Annotated in this window: 24 protein-coding genes; 4 read left to right on the top strand and 20 right to left on the bottom strand. The window is 38.4% G+C overall.

Annotated features, from left to right (window positions below; genetic code table 11):
• Positions 1 to 6: 6 nt before the first annotated feature.
• From BLV91_RS08540 to BLV91_RS08445, 20 genes are all read right to left on the bottom strand, one after another.
• Positions 7 to 1791, bottom strand: a complete 1785-nt coding sequence (locus BLV91_RS08540; protein ID WP_091431843.1) for a hypothetical protein — start codon at positions 1789 to 1791, stop codon at positions 7 to 9.
• Positions 1792 to 1795: 4 nt separating this feature from the next.
• Complete coding sequence (locus BLV91_RS08535) at positions 1796 to 2575, bottom strand: hypothetical protein (RefSeq protein ID WP_091431841.1); 780 nt, start codon at positions 2573 to 2575, stop codon at positions 1796 to 1798.
• On the bottom strand, positions 2568 to 3002 hold the full coding sequence (locus BLV91_RS08530) for a hypothetical protein (RefSeq protein WP_139262308.1): 435 nt from the start codon (positions 3000 to 3002) through the stop codon (positions 2568 to 2570). Before BLV91_RS08530 ends, BLV91_RS08535 begins: the two co-directional genes overlap by 8 nt.
• A 40-nt stretch (positions 3003 to 3042) precedes the next feature.
• The gene (locus tag BLV91_RS08525; RefSeq protein ID WP_091431837.1) at positions 3043 to 3915 is read right to left on the bottom strand and encodes a hypothetical protein; all 873 of its coding nucleotides are present in this window, start codon (positions 3913 to 3915) and stop codon (positions 3043 to 3045) included.
• Positions 3915 to 4217 (bottom strand): hypothetical protein, encoded by a 303-nt coding sequence (locus BLV91_RS08520; RefSeq protein ID WP_091431835.1) that lies wholly within the window; start codon positions 4215 to 4217, stop codon positions 3915 to 3917. The genes BLV91_RS08525 and BLV91_RS08520 overlap by 1 nt, the downstream gene beginning before the upstream one ends.
• Positions 4210 to 4548, bottom strand: coding sequence for a hypothetical protein (locus tag BLV91_RS08515; RefSeq protein WP_245709635.1), 339 nt, complete (start codon positions 4546 to 4548; stop codon positions 4210 to 4212). The genes BLV91_RS08520 and BLV91_RS08515 overlap by 8 nt, the downstream gene beginning before the upstream one ends.
• 2 nt (positions 4549 to 4550) lie before the next feature.
• Complete coding sequence (locus tag BLV91_RS08510) at positions 4551 to 4760, bottom strand: hypothetical protein (protein WP_091431830.1); 210 nt, start codon at positions 4758 to 4760, stop codon at positions 4551 to 4553.
• A 1-nt stretch (position 4761) separates the two neighbouring features.
• Complete coding sequence (locus BLV91_RS08505; protein WP_091431828.1) at positions 4762 to 5268, bottom strand: hypothetical protein; 507 nt, start codon at positions 5266 to 5268, stop codon at positions 4762 to 4764.
• Complete coding sequence (locus tag BLV91_RS08500) at positions 5268 to 6239, bottom strand: hypothetical protein (protein ID WP_091431827.1); 972 nt, start codon at positions 6237 to 6239, stop codon at positions 5268 to 5270. The genes BLV91_RS08505 and BLV91_RS08500 overlap by 1 nt, the downstream gene beginning before the upstream one ends.
• A complete protein-coding gene (locus BLV91_RS08495; RefSeq protein ID WP_091431825.1) occupies positions 6239 to 6907 on the bottom strand; it encodes a DUF6046 domain-containing protein in 669 nt (222 codons plus the stop codon). Before BLV91_RS08495 ends, BLV91_RS08500 begins: the two co-directional genes overlap by 1 nt.
• 1 nt (position 6908) lies before the next feature.
• Positions 6909 to 8894: a phage tail tape measure protein gene (locus BLV91_RS08490; protein WP_091431823.1), complete on the bottom strand. Its 1986-nt coding sequence runs from the start codon at positions 8892 to 8894 to the stop codon at positions 6909 to 6911.
• 157 nt (positions 8895 to 9051) lie between these two features.
• Positions 9052 to 9351, bottom strand: coding sequence for a hypothetical protein (locus BLV91_RS08485; protein ID WP_091431821.1), 300 nt, complete (start codon positions 9349 to 9351; stop codon positions 9052 to 9054).
• A gap of 51 nt (positions 9352 to 9402) precedes the next feature.
• Positions 9403 to 9816 carry a hypothetical protein gene (locus tag BLV91_RS08480; RefSeq protein WP_091431819.1) on the bottom strand — a complete coding sequence of 138 codons (414 nt, stop codon included), beginning with the start codon at positions 9814 to 9816 and terminating at the stop codon, positions 9403 to 9405.
• A gap of 2 nt (positions 9817 to 9818) precedes the next feature.
• Positions 9819 to 11012 (bottom strand): DUF2586 family protein, encoded by a 1194-nt coding sequence (locus BLV91_RS08475; RefSeq protein ID WP_091431817.1) that lies wholly within the window; start codon positions 11010 to 11012, stop codon positions 9819 to 9821.
• Positions 11012 to 11428, bottom strand: coding sequence for a hypothetical protein (locus tag BLV91_RS08470; RefSeq protein ID WP_091431814.1), 417 nt, complete (start codon positions 11426 to 11428; stop codon positions 11012 to 11014). Before BLV91_RS08470 ends, BLV91_RS08475 begins: the two co-directional genes overlap by 1 nt.
• A gap of 4 nt (positions 11429 to 11432) precedes the next feature.
• On the bottom strand, positions 11433 to 11912 hold the full coding sequence (locus BLV91_RS08465) for a hypothetical protein (RefSeq protein WP_091431812.1): 480 nt from the start codon (positions 11910 to 11912) through the stop codon (positions 11433 to 11435).
• A complete protein-coding gene (locus BLV91_RS08460; RefSeq protein WP_091431808.1) occupies positions 11912 to 12388 on the bottom strand; it encodes an N-acetylmuramoyl-L-alanine amidase in 477 nt (158 codons plus the stop codon). The genes BLV91_RS08465 and BLV91_RS08460 overlap by 1 nt, the downstream gene beginning before the upstream one ends.
• Positions 12388 to 12768 carry a hypothetical protein gene (locus BLV91_RS08455; protein ID WP_139262306.1) on the bottom strand — a complete coding sequence of 127 codons (381 nt, stop codon included), beginning with the start codon at positions 12766 to 12768 and terminating at the stop codon, positions 12388 to 12390. The genes BLV91_RS08460 and BLV91_RS08455 overlap by 1 nt, the downstream gene beginning before the upstream one ends.
• A 67-nt stretch (positions 12769 to 12835) precedes the next feature.
• Positions 12836 to 13744 carry a phage major capsid protein gene (locus tag BLV91_RS08450; RefSeq protein ID WP_091431802.1) on the bottom strand — a complete coding sequence of 303 codons (909 nt, stop codon included), beginning with the start codon at positions 13742 to 13744 and terminating at the stop codon, positions 12836 to 12838.
• 31 nt (positions 13745 to 13775) lie between these two features.
• The gene (locus BLV91_RS08445) at positions 13776 to 14753 is read right to left on the bottom strand and encodes an HK97 family phage prohead protease (RefSeq protein ID WP_091431799.1); all 978 of its coding nucleotides are present in this window, start codon (positions 14751 to 14753) and stop codon (positions 13776 to 13778) included.
• A 195-nt stretch (positions 14754 to 14948) separates the two neighbouring features.
• Here BLV91_RS08445 and BLV91_RS08440 point away from each other — a divergent pair, with 195 nt between their 5' ends.
• From BLV91_RS08440 to BLV91_RS08430, 4 genes are read left to right on the top strand one after another with little or no spacing between them, the layout of a single operon-like run.
• A complete protein-coding gene (locus BLV91_RS08440) occupies positions 14949 to 15512 on the top strand; it encodes a terminase gpP N-terminus-related DNA-binding protein (RefSeq protein WP_091431796.1) in 564 nt (187 codons plus the stop codon).
• Positions 15499 to 17025 (top strand): hypothetical protein, encoded by a 1527-nt coding sequence (locus BLV91_RS08435; protein ID WP_091431794.1) that lies wholly within the window; start codon positions 15499 to 15501, stop codon positions 17023 to 17025. Before BLV91_RS08440 ends, BLV91_RS08435 begins: the two co-directional genes overlap by 14 nt.
• A 4-nt stretch (positions 17026 to 17029) precedes the next feature.
• Positions 17030 to 17182, top strand: a complete 153-nt coding sequence (locus BLV91_RS16985) for a hypothetical protein (RefSeq protein ID WP_175513981.1) — start codon at positions 17030 to 17032, stop codon at positions 17180 to 17182.
• A gap of 1 nt (position 17183) precedes the next feature.
• Positions 17184 to 17645 (top strand): phage protein Gp36 family protein, encoded by a 462-nt coding sequence (locus BLV91_RS08430; protein WP_091431791.1) that lies wholly within the window; start codon positions 17184 to 17186, stop codon positions 17643 to 17645.
• The last annotated feature ends 1 nt before the right edge of the window (position 17646 follow it).

Below are 17646 nucleotides of genomic sequence, written 5' to 3'. Positions count from 1 at the left end.
TAGTTTTTAGTTTATTTCTATATATTCTATATCTGAAACATCATAAACTTTTAATTTTAATTTAAAAAGTAAATTCTCTGTAACAACAAGGGTAGAAGACACAGATATAATACCATTTACATAGTAATAAAGTGACCCATATTGATACCTAAATTCGTGTATATCTTGAGGTTTAGGTACGTCCCAATAAGAAGCAGGTCTATGTGCATAAAATGACACGTTGCCGTTGCCTAGCCAACCTCCATAAGACTTAAACGATCCTGAATTTTTATACATTCCAAAGTAAAAAACTTCCTCTTTTGTTGACTCTTTTACTAAAGCAAAATTTCTTTCATTAGTATTTCCTTCTGCGGCTGTTCCCATAGGGTCACCTAATGGAGTCTTTTGTAGCATAAATTTTAGTCTCCAATTTTTTGTAAAATCAAAAGATTTATTCCATGTTGCTGACTTATACGTACCATATACCCCAATCTTTGCTGCACCTTCTTCACTCATATCATAAGAGGGGTCAAGGTCTACCCAAGAAGTTGCATTTGGTTTATAAACAACCCCATAAGTAATCAGTAAAGCATTGTTTTTAGTAGTACTTAATCCATTATTCATAGTAATAAAAAAACTACCCTCTATTGCTCCTGTAATAACATTAACTAAAATCTCATTACTACTTTTAAAGGTTGCGTAGTTTATAGTATTAACTCCGCCAATAACAATAGCAGTAGGATTAGCCACTCTATCGCACATAGCAGGAGTAAAGAAACTTCCTAATATTCTAATATTTCCCGTTGTACTGGGTAAATAACTATCAGGTATTAACTCTTGAATATAAGGCGCAGGAGCAGTAGCAATAGAATACAATTTAAGGTTTCCTAATGCATCTGTACTTAATACTTTATTCGTTGGAATTTGCCCATCATTACGAGTGTTAGGGTAATTACTCAATCGCACATCTTTATTTAAAAAATCTGTAACGTCCAAAACATCTGCTGCAACAATTGCCGCTTGACCCACGCCAAAGCTTCTACCTCTTAATCTCAATTCAAAAACACGTCCAGTATCCGTAGTATTGAATTTTACAATTTCATTGGCAGCAACTGCAAGAACTGGATTTAACGCATTGATATACGCTACTATTCCCGCTGTGTTTTGAGCCGTCAAAGCCGTGGAAAGAATGGGTTTAAATGTTGTAACCACATTACTAGTAATATTGCCAACGGTTGTGCTTAAAGCATCAATCAACCCTTTCAAACTCTTCCCCATCTCAGCCGTCAATGCCTTAGTGTTTCCACCCGTGGTCAAGTCATTCACCAAGATCGTGCTCAATGAAGTTTGCACCGTTTCAATAGCATCTACAATCTCCTGAACGCTGTCTAAATTGATATTGTATGATGTCAACAATAAATTTATCCCTGTAATTTGTGTCTGTAAAAGTTTCCCCTGCTCGGCACTCAACAATGAAGTTGCGCCACCGGTAACTAGGTCATTTACCACATTCAAATATTCTATCGCTAGTTTTTGAAACTCATTCAAAGGCGCATAGCCATTAGCAGCACCTTTTTTGTTTTTATCTTCTTTGCCTAAAAACAAATCAGCGTGAGCATCCTCCGCCACCTTGTGTGCATTAAACTGGTCGTTTTCCGTTTTAGCGTTCAATGTGTTTGTAAGGTTAGAAATAGCGCTTTGCGGAATCGTTTCGCTCTTATTCCAAAAACTACCCCACGAAGCCCAAAACTGAGCTTGCGTAGGCTTTTTGCCTGTCATGAACCAATCGTATATTTGTGCTAATGTTGCCATAATGTTATCCTATATAAATGATGTAAGCTAATGTGTAATAAGGCGGTCTGTTCTCGTGCGGAGTGCCCGAACCTGATTGTTCCGTTGTAAAGGAGCCAGTTTGCGTATTGCTTTTATTAATCGCTCTTACACCGCTTCCGTTACTTGAAACCTCTTGATCTAATTCGTATTGTTTATAAGTGTGGGAGTGAGCCCCATTATTGGTAGCGGTCAAGCTTACTTTTTTGCTTCCGCCAATCATCCCAATCGCATTATAATCGGCATCATCAGGGTCGTAACCCACAATAAATTGACCTTTTAAATTTGGAGTACCGTTGCTACCGTCACACAATTGCCAACCCGTTGGAATAGTAGAAACTGAGCCGCAGTACAATTGCGGGTTAGTTCCCGCAGGCAAAAGCCTAGCCTGGATACTTTTCAGGCTGTCCATTCGTTTAAAGTCAGTCCACGGCCACGAAGTTTCCGCCGTGCCAAAAGTGGCGTAGCGTATCGTGTGAACTTCCTTGAGGCCTCCGTTTTTAAATCCACGGTTTACGGCTTCTTCAATTATAACTACAGTCGATGTTAGCGTGACGGCCGCCGCTTTGAAAGCGTATAATTCGCCACCAATGTACACAGCACCATCTCCAATAGTCTTACCCGTCAATTTACAGCCAGATATAATGGTTAAATCTCCCGCCAAGGCTCCCAAAGCGTTAAAAATCGAATACGCCGTTTGCATTTCCTGCAATCGTTCGGTTTTTAATGGATAACCGCCTGTTTGATTAAAATTTGATCTATTCATCTATAATAATATTATAGCGTTTGCCGCCAGCTTTATAAAGTTCAATGTGAGCACGTAGCCCGTTTAATTGCGTGTTGTAAATGGTTTCTGGAACATAAACAATGAAGTCTAAACCCGTATCCGCCGTTTCAGCTTCGGTTCTAAGCCACACCATTTCCTCCTCGGCTTCTGTACCTAACCAAACGTCCTGTTCTTCCGCCTCGGTAAAGATGTACTGCGTGTCAAACAGCAATCCGTCACCTATATAAATACGCCTCTCAACTGGGTCAAACTTATCGTTAAGCGACCCTCTTAAATAGCAAATTTGGTTCGTGTGTTCCAGTTTATAAATGTTGTCAATGCGCCAATTGTACCATTTGTAATAAAGGCTATTAAGCGGCTTTAACAGAATTTGCGCCAAGGCAGAGACAGACGGCTTTCGCAACATCGTTGGCAAATTATCCAACGCCAGAATATTCCAGTCTATCTTATACCACATAATTGATGTTATCAAAAGTTACAATTTCAAAATAGCCGCTTTCGGCAATCTTAGAAACAAATATCGGTTGTGGAGTTCCGTAGCCATTTAGTGCGGGATCAATCCACGAACTTTCGGCACTCAATAAAGTAGCGTCAAGAACACCAGGAATAATTTGCAACTTATCGATCAATAAAGAGAGCTGTAGCTCACCATTAAATTTAAGTTCTTTCATAAACTCCTGTAACGCTTCATTAACGGGGTAATTAGCGTCGAGTTTGCTCATTCCACTTTCGTCAAGCACTAAAGCATCCCGTTTGATTTGTAGATTGATATACAGTCTGTCAGCTTTGTAATTAATAATCGTAACCTGAACACCCGCCACTCTAATCTCATTGATGTAAGCCTGAATCGCTTCCACCTGTGAGGGGTCGTCAAAATCAGATAAAACGCCGTTAGTTTCTCCCGCTATTTTTAGAATTACACGGCTACTATCAGCAGCCTCATTTACGGCTGCATACTTGATAATTTTCGAAAGCGCAATTTGTTCCGCCGTCGCATTTCCATTATCGAAATAATCTTTATCAGCCACCAAGTCAAAACCAAATTGAAAGCGCAAAGCCATCGTTCTATACCAAGGCAGCGTTCCCGCTTTTTCATTGGCTAATCGCTCGTTGACTTCCTTTGTGTGTTGATCAAAAAATAACTCATGTATAAAAAGAGCCAAAGCCACAATTTCAAAAAGGATATTCTCCAAACTCACCAGCGAAAATTCAGCATCAAACGAAGCACCAACCGCGTAACCGTATTTTGCAGCCAAAGTTTCATTAGCCATAAATGGCGTAGTGATTTCTGCTTTTATTTGTTTTTTAGTTCTTGCCATTATCCTACTATAAATGTGTTTTCGATTATCATTGCACCAATTCCTTCATCGGCTACAATGAGCTCGTGGTTTTGTTTGGTTATTGCGGTGGCTGATTTGCTATTATTTGTTTTAAAATAATTAGTCACCGCTATTTCTGTATAAATACTTTCGGGATTTTCCAGAATTTCGCCCGTTACAAGTTCCTCTGTAATGGACTTATTGTTTTTTAAAGCCCAATCAAAAACAGCCGCTACATTGCCACTTTCCTGAACAGCAATATCAAATAAAGTTTGTCCTTGATGTACAATTACATTACTCATAACTGGCTTCTATTTTTAACGGTTTCCCTTGTGATAATTCAACCGCCCTTACATTCAACCCATCTTTAGAAAAATGCTCTCGAATACGGTGACGAAAACGCAAATAATCATTATCTAAAGTCAATTCAACAATAGCCACTCCAAGCGTAGGAACAAATTTGATTTCGCCAGGATTAGCAATTAATAAAAGTGCTTGATTTTGACTCAAAGTATTACCTATTATCAAACCCTTAGCAATCTTTCCATTACCATCACGTTGTACTTCAATTTTTAAGTCAATTGCTTCCAATCCGCCATTACCATCTGATAATTGAATTCCTCTATCTTTCATAATTAGCTTATAGTTCCTGTTCCACTTCCTGATTGATTTGTCGCTGTACCCGTTGTAGTAACATTTACGTTTACAGTTCCCGACTTTACAAAGGAATCAATACCATCACTTAATCGAGTTGCAAATTCCTCTATGGAATTTTCTTCTTTTGCTAACATATCAGTCAAAAGAGAAACAATCGTAGTTTTTAATGTTGTTTTGTTTAATGCCATTTTAATCGCTGTTTAAAAGTGTTTTAAATTTCGCATCTAAAGCCTCAAATTTCGTTATTGACGATGGAGCTACTTTACCTGGTCCAGTAGGTGTCAAAATGATCATAGTCTTAATTTCAGTTATGAACTGGGTAACCAATGCTCCAAAATTATTACTCGAGTTTTTCAAAGTCACCTTTCCGGAAGTTCCATCAACAGCGAATTCAAAATCTCCTTTTTTGTATCGAATGCTTTCTACAGCATCAACTTTAATAAGCATCAAACTACTTAAAGTCCCTGTTTGGCTCATTAATATCACCTCACTATTTATCTTAGGAACAATCAAAAACCGATCTTCGCCATCTGAAATAGTCGCTTTCAATCGCACATCTGACAAAACCAACTCACTTAATAATTTTACGGTGCACGTATCATTTTCAATAGACACAACCGTTGCCGTAATAGCGAGGTTTGGAGTAATTCCCAAAGCTTTAATTAAGGCTTGTTTTATTTCTGCTGCTGTATCCATTACAAACTCAATTTTATACCCGGTTTAACCGTTCTTTTAAAGCCATTTTCACTTATCGAAGTGCTTACGCCAACTACATAGTATTTTCCATCCTGATCGGGATAATCCTCGTCTTTAATTTTAACTGAGTAGGTTGGTTTTACAAATGGTATTGCCCAGGTGTCAAAACTTCCCTCATACATATCAGCCGATCGCCTTATTAGTTCCGCATCGGCTATTTTTTTTAAATCAGCTGTTGCAATTGATCCTACTTTCAAAGTAATTTTATCGCCTCCAGTTGTCCCTCCAGTATAACTCTCAACCTTTCCGTTCAAATTTGTTTTTTCAACCGTTACTTCAACTTTTCGGTCAATAGCTTTTTTAAATTCCAAAGAACTATTTTCAACATTTCTTTGCATCGAATAAATAGCTTCACCACCCTTTTCAGTATAAGGTGCATGAATATGCAACTCTTTTTTTTCGGTGTCGAAATAAATATTAGCCTTAGTTTCTTCCGTTATTTTTTTTAATACATCATAAGCTGTGGCTTGATGAATGACAAATTTTTCATAACTGATACTATAATCACAAACCAACGTATAAGACGAATCTATCTGATCAATTAAAAGTTGTGCTATTTTTGGAACTGAGGTAGGTTTCAATTCTACATCTTTCACCTCTTTTCTAAATAAAAAAAGAGCATCTTCACAATTAATTTTCAATGAATTATCATTATTGACCACATCCAGTACATAGCCCACAAATTCCGTTTGCAATTCACCATCATAGCCCGCTTTTATAATCACTTCCGAACCTCGCTTAACCTCCTTTCCAATATTGAAAACATCATTCATAAACGCCTCTGGTAATGTGATCACAGCCGTATCGACTAAATTATCTACACTACAATCAATATCAATAGATTCAAAAGTTCGCAACGAATAATTGATACCTTCAGTTTTAAATCGAATATTCCAATTGATGTTGTACATTAAAAATCTTCTTTAATCAACAGTTCATAAGAGTAATCACTTGTTAGCTTCAGCTCAAAAGCTTGAACATTTTCACCCTTTGTAAACGGGAAACGATAATCCTCTACTACCACTTTTGTAATTCCTGCTAATTCCAAAGGATGACAATAAATAAACAGTTCCTTCGAATGTTTTAAAAATTCAAACAACTTAATAAATTGATCTTTTGGAAAACAATCTTCGGGCTTTCCCTGCATGATACTTCCTATCAATACACCTGTGACTGTTATGTCAAAATCCTTACGGTTCCAACGTTCTTTTATCGTGCCTATTAATTTCTCCCCTTGTTTAGCTACGTTGCGTTTTACAATGTTATTCCCTGATCCAAAATCAATCATAGGCTCATACGGAAAAACCCAACGAACACTATTTTCTTTAAAGGAAAAACTTAACGGAAAAAACTGTTCGTCTTCATTAACAGCGTTAGGCGTTGTCCAGTTGTCATTTATATTAATTGCTTTGCCCGGTACATCCGAAACGTTATTATCATTTTTTAAAGGCAAAAAAGGAATAACTGGCAAAACGTGTTTACGCAACTGACCGTTCAAAATATTTACATTCTGAATTAAACTAACTGCTCGACTTCCCATCAAACTAGCAAACAATAAATCTTGATTATCTAAAGCCATATTATCCGTTAGCTGTTCCAGCCATTGCTAAAATTCTTAATAACTCATCTGTAACACCTTCGCCCGATTGTTTAGCAGCAGTTGCACCGCCGTTTACATTATCGGCTTTCAAACCGATTAATTGCTCAATCTTTATAGTGATGTAATTGTGCTTAGTACCACCAGTGGCGACGGCTTCATTACTTTTTTTCATTTTGTCCGAACCGCCATTAGTATTGCCAGAACCACCACCGTTACCTAAATTAGTTCCGGGTAATCCGGGTGTACTTATTCCGCTGGCTTCACTGGCTTTTTTCTCCTTTTTCCATTTTACGGAGTCGTAAGCAGCTCTAAATTCACCTGCTGCCTGAACTGCTGTGTTTCCTGCTTTTTTATAACCATCAACAATTGATTTCTTACGAGCTTCAATCTGTGTATTAAGCTGTGAAATCTGGGCGTTGTTTTCGGCTTTGTTGCCTAATCCAACTATGTTTTTAAACTTATACCAAGCAATTTGAATTTTATTGATACCAATCATAAATCCGTTCACTAACATATTAAATTGTGCTTTTGCTGTTTGAACATAGGCTACAAAAAGTAGTTTTGCACCATTAACGGTATGTTTCCATGCTTTTCCCCATCCTTCAGTTTTTGAAACAACGAGAGCAATTACAGCCACTAGAGCAACAACACCAGCAACAATCAAAACAACTGGATTTATTGCCATTATAGCGTTAAATGCCGCTTGTGCGCCAGTCCATGTGCTTGTAGCTCCAGTAACTATCGATGTCCACAACGCTTGCAATTTTGTAGCACTTGTTAAAGTTGAAAACACGGTGCCAGCTCCTTGCATTATTGGCATTAGATTCGAAAAATCACGAGCGGTATTACCTAAAACATCTGCATAGCCTATCCAGCCATTCGTACCATTAAAAAGTGAAATTTTAAAATCATCTATTTGAGCCTTTAGCCGTTTGTTTTTCTCCAAAGGGCTTTCCATAATAATAGCAGCTTGTTCATACGCTGTATTAGTTCCGGTCACGGCTTTAGTCAACCTTTCGGCTTCATCAGTATTCGAAATCATAGCAATAGCTGCGTTGCTATTTTCTTTACCAAACAACTTAGTTACTAATGCCTGGTCCTGCATGATATTTTTAAGTGGCTTTATCCTTTCGGATAGTGACACCGAATTATCCGTTAACTTATTAATATCAACACCCGCTGCTTTTAATTCAGTCCTTACATCTTTTGGTAAAAATCGTCCTTGTGCTAATGTTGCCATTACATTACGCAATGCAACACCTCCTTCAGCTCCTTTTTTACCATTTTTATCCAATACCTGAATCCAAGCGTTTGTTTCCTCAAATCCTACACTTGCCGTTTTAGCTGCTAATCCTGATTGTTCTAAAGCTTGTGCAATCTGTGGCAATTCAGCAGAACCTTCTTTGGCAGATGCTGCCATTACGTTGTTCATTCGTGCCATTTCCTTCGACGCAGCTATAGGGTCATCAAGCGCAACTTGATATTGATTCAATGCCGTTGTTAAAACATTAGTTGCAGCCACAGTATCACCGCCCATCAACTTACTGGTTATCGATGCCTCTCTACCCATTGCCTGTAAAGCTTTAGGAACCTTGGCAATCTCAGGTGACAATTGAGAAAGAATCAACTTATATGACTCAGCTGATTGGGATGCTTCACCACCAAATGTTTTAGCATTTTGGCGGGCATACCCTTCAATATCTTTTAGTTTTTGTCCTGTAACTCCAGTAATTGCTTGAAGGTCGTACATACTTGTACTTAAATCCAGTCCGGGCTTGTTCATGCTCGCAATTCCGTCAGCAGCTGCGCTCACGTTTTGGATAAAAGCGTTCATATTTAGAGAATTGAACCTTTTTTGAATTTTATCAATACCAGTAAGAACGTTATTCGAAAATTTATCAATAGTAGAATTAGCCTTATCAACATTACTGTTGATTTGAATCATGTAGCTTAATGTATTGCTCATTGTGATTAAGGATTTTCTAGTTTTCTGATATAAATTAATTCAGCGTATTTATTTGCCCATTCCTTGTCTGTCAAGTCATCAGGATTAAGATGATAATAATACCTTAATTGAGCGTTCGCTATTCGGAGCCAGTCATTCTCATGAACTGCCGATGACTCTACAGCTTTTCCAGCTCAAATTTTTCAAAGGCGCATATTTCGTCTAGCATAGGACAAATTCCTAAAAACAAACTATCGTTTGTCATGATTTCCTCATCACCATGTAGCCAGCAACTTTTTAAAATTGAGGCATTAAAATTTAAAGAATCGGTTTCACTTGCTTTTGTAGCATAGATTAACTCTTGACGTGTTGGTTTTCTCAAATAACAAATCTTATCCGATTCCTTGGCTTTCAGCGCATAAACATTTAGATGTTGCGCTTTCCATTCTGCTATTTGTTCTGCGGTTGCTTTTTTCATTGTTTATTGTTGTGGTTTTTATAAAAGCACTCCCGAAGGAGTGCTTTAATGTTATGCTTGATTTAAAACTCTCAAGGCCATAAATGGAATTGTAATTTCCATGAATTTATCACCCTGTTTCAATTCCTTTGATGATTCACCAAAAGAAATTCCAACAATTCTATTTGTTGTCATAGCGTCTCCTAAAGACGGATTACCATAAGCGACAACTGCATCGAGGTTTAGTCCCAAAATAGATCCGTTACCTGCTTTTTCCAAAGCAATAAGCTCCGATTGCAAAACAGTGATCTCTCCTTCTACAGTGATATTTCCACTTTGAATACTTTGAGGAAATCTCCCTTTAGCATGCAATGGTTCTTGCTCTATCTTTTCTGTGTACTTAATTGCTCGGATTCCAGTTACATCCCTACCTCCTAAAATGAGAGTCATATCGCCCCATTCGTATTGTCTTGAATTAAATGCCATAATTATTGCCCTGTATTAAATCCGATTGTAAATTCTAAGAATCGACCGTATCCATGAGGACGCACTCTGATTCTTCCTTTTATTGTTGAATCCTGTGCGATGTTGTTAGTAACATCAATTACACATTCAGCTCCTGTATCATTTGCTACGGTCTCATCAACTGAAAGTTCCCCTTTAGCTGACATTTCCTGTGCAATTTTTCGCTCCACTTCAGCCTCTAATGCCTTAGCATAAGCCGCTTGTATTTTTCCTTCGTTCGTCAACGGAACGGTGTCCAGGACAAAATTGGTTAAGGTTTGATTTGCTAAAACAAAAGCCTTATCAATAACACGTCTACGAGTTAAGAAATGATAATCATCCTCAACCGTACAAGCCAAATGATCATCTACAAAATAGTAACCCGATTTACCTACGTGAGTAGTCAATGTGATAAATCCTTTGTCATACAAAGCATCAATATTAACCTGCTCAATTGGTGTGTCCAGGACAAAGAACTCTAAAGGTTTCAATGCGCCATCTTTCACACGCCCAACATTAACATGTACTTGGTTCTTAGCGATACGACCACCCAAAACTCCAACCGCAGCACCTTTCGATGCGGTTGTTCCGGTTCTTGTTTCGGTATCCCCAATTAAAACCGCTACACGGTTGTAAGTGGTCGTCGAGAAACCTATTAGATCGGCAGGAACTCCCGTGTAATTATATCCTTCGATAACAAAAACAACGGGGTGTATTTTGTTTTCGGTGAAATCATCAGCAATCGCTTGAGCCGCTGCTAACGTAGCTGGAAAACCTTCACGCAAACCGTTTTCACTCGTTACTTCAGCAACGCTTGGAGCATATTTGCATAATACAACACGAATACGTCTATTAGATGCCATTAAAAGTGTTGCGCTGTCTGCAACTAATTCGTCTAAAGTTCTGGTTTTGGCAACGCCATAAATCCAAAGTTCAGTCCCGTCTCCCGCTTCAGCATAAAACTCCTTGATGGTTTTGTGCAATTCATAGTTAGAAATTCCACCTATGATGCCCAATGTTTCGGCTTCTTTCAAACTAAACACTGTATAAACAGTATTTAAAGCAAAAGTTCCGTTTGCGGTAGCACTTGCTATAATAGAGCAAATTCCGTCGGGGCTTGTAGCGACAACCCCAAGGTTGCCGTTTTCAAAGCCTATACTTACTTTTGGTTTTCCCATTACTCTTGAGTATTAGTTCCTTCTTGTGCGCTTGCTTTTGCAGCCACTAACAAAGGAAAGATTGTGTCTTTTTTCTCGTTTTCAGCCTCCAAACCTAAAGCTTTGAATAGCTTTACCGCTTCTGGATATTTAGTAACCGCTGGATCAAATTCGGCTAATGACTTAGCTAATTCTGCCTTAGCTTCTTTTTCTTTTTCTTTTTCAGCTGCTTCGAATTCTGCCATTTCTCGGTCGGCATCCGTCAACTCTTCCTCATCCACGACCTGTAATTCCCTTTCGTTAAATACGGGTTCAACGCTTTTATCCTTTAAGGTTTTGGCGTGATTCTTTGCGTCAGTCTCTTGATAAAATGGTGTTCCATCTGAAGTGATGTACGCTTTCTTTAAGTCTGGATTTGTTTCAAAAATTTTGTGCATGATTTTATGTGATTTTAGATTTTACAAATAGCCAAACTGCTAATAAGAGCGAAATAATGGCAATGATTCTTAATAGTTTAATTTGTGTTTCCTGCCACCAAGTCAGTTTATTTACTTCGACCGGCACTCTGATGACTTCGTTACTCGTTTGATGTGTGTTTTTATAATGAGCGAGTAATTCCTGAGCTCGTGCTTCACAGTCAATTTTCAACTGGTTGTTATCCAGCCGAACCTTTGGGCTTTTTAATGTGCGCCCTGGTTCGGCTTGAACAACCTGCTTTATAACGACTACTCCGTTTTGACACTCTAATAATGCCTGATAAGAGCTACTGTCTTTTTCTATCTTAAAAATGGTGTCGTACACCGTTTCTTTGATGGTGATGGTTTGTGATCTGTTTTCAAACGCGGCGGGCTTCGCGCTTCCGCAGGAAGCCAGTACCACGAGTGAGAAAAACGACAACACAATGTGTTTTAGTGATTTCATCAATACTCTTTTTTAGCGTCAAACGAAGGACATTCTTTAATGCGCTCCCAACTTTCAATGATTCCGTTTTTGTTCAAATCAGGTGAAAAGTCACGATGTCCTTGAATGATAATTTTGTTAGTGTTTGCGTTGTTTTTTAACCATTCCTGAGCCTCTTTTATACAGCTTTTAATAGCTGTTTTTTGGGCTTCTGTTCGGGTGTCTTTGCCTTTCCAAATTGGTTGTCGCGCCGTTCCCTTATTTTGAACACCTCCTACATAGCAGATATTGATTGTTTGCTCGTTGAAACCTAAAACACCGTTTGATGTTTTACTAAAATCGAGTAGCTTGTGTATGGTTCCATCCACTTCAATTAATCGGTGGTATCCAGGAGACTTCCATCCTTTGGTTTTCCAAAAAGCCTCTATTGATTCCCGCTTGCCGAAACCAGCCGAACAATGAATAGCTATGTGTTTTATTCCTTTAGCCGTTCTCATTATATCTTACCATTTAATTGCTTGTACTTTGTCAACTCTGTTATTAAGTGTGCTACCTGCTCGGTTAGCTCATCAAACTGCTTGTTTCTATTCTTGAGCTTCGCATTCAAGTCTTGAATTAGTAAATCTTGAGTATCAATAACATCATCTCTCTTTTTTATTTGAGCAATGGCTTTATCCAGTTGTTCAGTAGCAAAATCCAAAAGACCTTTTGTTAAATCAAGTTGTGACTTGTCATTTTCAATGTCCTTAGCCTTTGCATCTGCTGTTTCTATATCTTTTTGCGCCTTTGGTTTTACCCAATCCCAAAACTTGGTTCCAGCTATACCCAAAAAGGCAAAAAGCGAAGGATATAAGACTATGTTTAAAAATTCGTTCACGTTGATTGATTTAAAAAAAGGCTACTACTATGAGTAGTAGCCTTTTGTTTATGGTCTAAATTTGATTCTAGTAGATTGCTCCAATTCCTTTCGAATCAAAAGGCATTGCAATAAAGTAATGTCTGTAATTCAATAAATTGGTTTGCGCTTCAGGATCGTTTTTAGCTTCTTTGAAGTATTGCTTAGTCAAACCTGACTTTTTAGCAATTTGACCAATCCAGAAAGCAAATGATCCTCGACGATCTCCCGCTGCTTTTAAAGCTCCAAAGGCTTTTTTCACACCTGCATCCGTGTACAATGGGTTACCGTTGTATTGGAACAATTGGAATCCTGCAATCTGTGGAGCTGGCATTCCTGTGTTATAATTCACTAATTTGTCCCCAAAGTTTTTACGATCCACCAAAAGGTCATTCCAGTGTGCTGTAGACAACACTAATCTTCTACCTTCAGTAGATACTTCAGCCGTGTCCAATGCTTCTTTCAGCCTTACCATATCTTCATAGGTTAATGAAGCATTACCTCCAACAGTACGTGGCGCACCTGTAGCGGCAATAACTGGAGTTGCAGCATCATTTGAAGCTGGCGCAATAGCATGAGCCGCTTTCTTATACTTTTTTGTATTGATCGCATTCGTGTGCGATTTTGTCGCTGGGTCAATTACGGCATACGATGCCCCGATGATTTTATCGTCAGAGATTGACGTTGGTTTTGTTTGGTATTTATCCAAACTTACCACCGTTTCATCATCTGTATAGGCTTGTACCGCTAATGGATAAGCCGTGTTGTTCAACAACACATCAGGATTGAATGAAGTTCTTGGAATGTGAATGACGTTCAATTCCGAAGCGTCGCCTGAACCCATTTCTAACACATTTGTGTCTAGTTCTGGAATTCCATCCAACCAAGGAGCTACATCTTGTGTAGTTAGGTTCTGGCGAACTCTGTCCAACCATACCTCTGCAAAATTTGCTGGCATATTTTTAAAATTTTAGTTTAATGATTTGCTGTTACGAAAACAGTTTTTTGTACCCGTCTGGATTGTCAGCTTTAAAAGCTAACTGGTCACCAATAGACAATTTTTGAAACTCATCCATCGTTTTCACTTCAACCCCTCCAGTTCCTCCTGGAACGGTAATACCAGCACCAAGATTTGTTTTACCCGGAATAGCGGCTAAAGTGGTTTCCAATACTTCAGGTGAGCTGATTCCCAACTGTACAAAAGCTTCTTTTTTGTCTGCAGGAATTTTTCCTTGCGTAATGGCTAAATCTACTTTTTGAGTAGCTGCCAATTTTACAGCCGTTTCATGGGCTTCTTTTTGCGCTTGAGCGGCTAATTTCAAGCCCTTGTTTTCTGTAGTCAAAGCGGTCAGCTTAGCCGATAAGTCCAATACTTTAGACTCTACATCTGCCACGTCCAATCCATCGGTTGGCTGGTCTTTAAAACCTAAAACCATAAGAGTAGCTACGCTTAATAAGATTTTTTTCATAGTATGATCAATATTTAATTTGTCTTCAAATTTGTTAGAAATAGAAAGTGTCAGGTTGGATACTTCATCTTCAGAGAGTAGTTTACCATCGATGCTATAAATTGCAATAGCGCCACGATTAGAAGGCACAGGGATCATTGAAACTTCAGCGAGCTCGCACTCCATCAATACCACTCGGTCACCAATTCTTTCCATCGAATCCCAATTAGGAATAATTCCCATCGAGCAACCTTTCAAAATGCCTTTGTCTACTTTTTTTGCAATAGATGCGCCTGGCTCACTCTCTTCGTCAAAGTGAGGTTTCAATTTTAATAAACCACCTTCTTTAAGTGGTTCAGACCAATTGCCAATTGCGTTTTCAGTGGTGTTAATGTGATTGTTCAGCATAATTGGATTGTCGTTGAAACGATCCATTTTGATACCCAAAGTGTTAATGAAAAAACCATACGAGTTTTTCACATTTTCATCATTACACACAAAAAATTGAGGTCTTGGCATTGTCTAATTTTTAAATTTGAGTTGGCAGTTCTTGCCGTTTGAGATGACAAATATTAGCCGAATGCCATTCTAAAAAAAACAAATGCACAGCACCCGAACACTTATGTACCAAGACTTAACAGAGTTGTAAAGCAAGTAAACAGTAATTTTTTTCAAAGCCTCTATTCTGTCAACTTTGCTAGTAAATACGCAAATATGGGAGTCAAAAAACAGGTCGAGCACGATCTAGCAAAAAGGTATTATGTTAACGATGGTTTAAGTCAAAAAGAGATTGCCGAACGCTTGAAGCTTACGGAGAAAACCGTTGGCTCTTGGGTAAAAAAAGGCGATTGGGACAAAGAAAAAGTTTCATTGCTAGTTACAAAGGACAATCAAATCACAACATTATACGGACAATTACAAGCCGTAAATGATGAGATAAAGACACGCCCGGTTGTTCGTGACATACCCAACTTTATGTTGAAGCCTATCAAACTAAAAGACAGTTCTGGTGATGAGAAATTAGAATACCCAAAATACGTTGCTGAGGACTATCCCATTTTGATTGGGAACTTTCCCAACTCAAAAGACACTGATATGATCTCTAAACTCACCACCGCCATAAAGCGACTAGAGACAGAAACAAATATTGGCGAAACCATATCAGTTGCAAAAGGCTTGGTACTATTTATTAGAAGTGTCGATTCTGTTTTTGCAAATCAATTAACGAGCTATTGTGATGCCTTTATCAAACAAAAGATGACCGATGGCACTAAGTAGAAAAGACAAAGAACAATTAGTCGCTTGGGATGCCTTTGTAGTCAATCAATATAGGGCAACGCCTGTTGATTTGAACGAAACGGCAACTGATAAACTAAAAAGAATAGCGCGTTTAGAAGCCAATGATGAGGAATGGTTTAAGGAATATTTTCCTAATTTTTACACTTCAGAACCAGCCCCATTTCACAAAAAAGCAACCAAGCGGGTAATGACCAATGCCGAATGGTATGAGGTGCGTTCTTGGGCGAGAGATTTATCCAAGTCGGGTAGGACAATGATGGAAGTCATTAAACTAACAATGACGGGTAAAAAGAAGACCGTAATCCTAACATCTGCCACTTATGATGATGCCGAAAGGCTTTTAAAGCCCTATAAAACGATTCTTGAAGTCAATGATCGTTTGAAAAATGATTATGGTGTACAGGAAGCTTTAAGCGGTTGGTCGGAGGGGGATTTTACCACTAAGAAAGGCGTTTCATTTAGAGCCGTTGGTGCTGGACAATCCCCTCGTGGAACTCGTAACGATGCCGCACGTCCAGATTTGATATTGATTGATGATTTTGATACGGATGTTGATTGTAATAACCCGGATACCATTGAAAAGAAATACTCTTGGTTGGAAACCGCATTAATCCCAACCCGTTCCATTTCCGTTCCGTTGTTGATTATTGCCTGTGGTAACATCATTGCCAAATATTGCTGTATTACTGAAATGGCCAAAAAAGCCAACATTCACGACATTGTAAATATTCGGGACAAAAACGGGGTTTCGACTTGGCCACAACGAAATACTGAGGCGTTGATTGATTTAGCTTTTAGAACGATGACCACCAGCGCCATTCAAAAAGAGTATTTTAATAATCCTATCCGTGTTGGTAAATTATTCAAAAAAGTACATTGGGCGAAGTGCCCACCGCTTCGAGCCTGTGAGCATGTTCTTGTTTATTCTGATCCTGCCACATCCAACAAGGATAATAAAAGCAGCTCTCGAAAATTTACTGGAGTCATTGGATACCGACAAGGAAACTTTTATTTATACAAGGTTTGGCTTGATAACATGACACAGCAAACCTTTGTCACCAATCTCTACCACGCACACGATTGGGTAAAAAGCAAAAAGGTAGACACCTTTAAAACTTGGATTGAAAACAACTCGCTGCAAGACCCCTTTTGGGAACAAGTTCTTAAACCCTTGGTTAAAACCGTTGGTAAGCTATTGAACAAATTCCCGATTTTTATGTCATTGGACAAACGGAAAAAAGACGATAAATACACTCGTATCGAGGGAACTCTAGAACCAAAACACAAACAAGGTTGCCTGTACTTCAATGAAGATGAAAAAGACAATCCGCACATGCAAAGAATGGCGGAAGAATTTTTAGGGGTTGCACCCAATTCTAAAATGATGGATGGACCCGATGGATTGGAAGGTGGTGTTTGGATTATTGAAAACATTTCAAGCAAAGAGAATTCGGAGTATGTCGTAGGACATATTAACAATCGTAAATATTAAAACTATGATAGTAGAATACCAAATTGGTGTAGATGTATTGGGTTTCCCAATCTATTTCAGACACGAAATTTATAAAGGAGAAACCAATCAATCCAAGTTTCAGCCTAAGCCTCGAAAATGGCTTAAAGTCATTCAATCCATAATTAAACAGCATTAATATGTTTATCAATAAAGAAGATTTAGGAAGTGTCATTTATGACTATCAACTAGACCAAATTACAGACGGTAATGATGATCTCGTAGTGCAAGCGTGTAATGCTGCCATAGAGGAAGCAAGAAGTTATTTAACTCCAAATACCGACAATAAAAAATGGCTAGACGGGCGACTGTTGTATGATGTCGAAAACATTTTCAATAAAGTAGGGAACGACCGCCACTCGCTTGTGGTGCAACATTGCTGCACATTAGCAAAATGGTATGTTGCCGAATTGTGCAATGCTGACTTTATATACGAAAAAGCAAAAGAACGCTATGATCGTGCTACGAGTTGGTTTACAAAAGTAGCAACCGGAACAATCAATGTTTCCTCGTTGCCACAATTAGTAAGAGACGAAACAACAGCAGGCGACAAACAACCTTTTGAATTTGGTTCAAGAGCAAAATTCAATCACGATTATTAAG

Origin of the sequence: Flavobacterium degerlachei (assembly GCF_900106645.1) — a bacterium.
GTDB classification, from domain to species: domain Bacteria; phylum Bacteroidota; class Bacteroidia; order Flavobacteriales; family Flavobacteriaceae; genus Flavobacterium; species Flavobacterium degerlachei.
The sequence above is the reverse complement of the archived record's forward strand: the minus strand, read 5'-3'. Positions and strand labels throughout refer to the sequence as shown.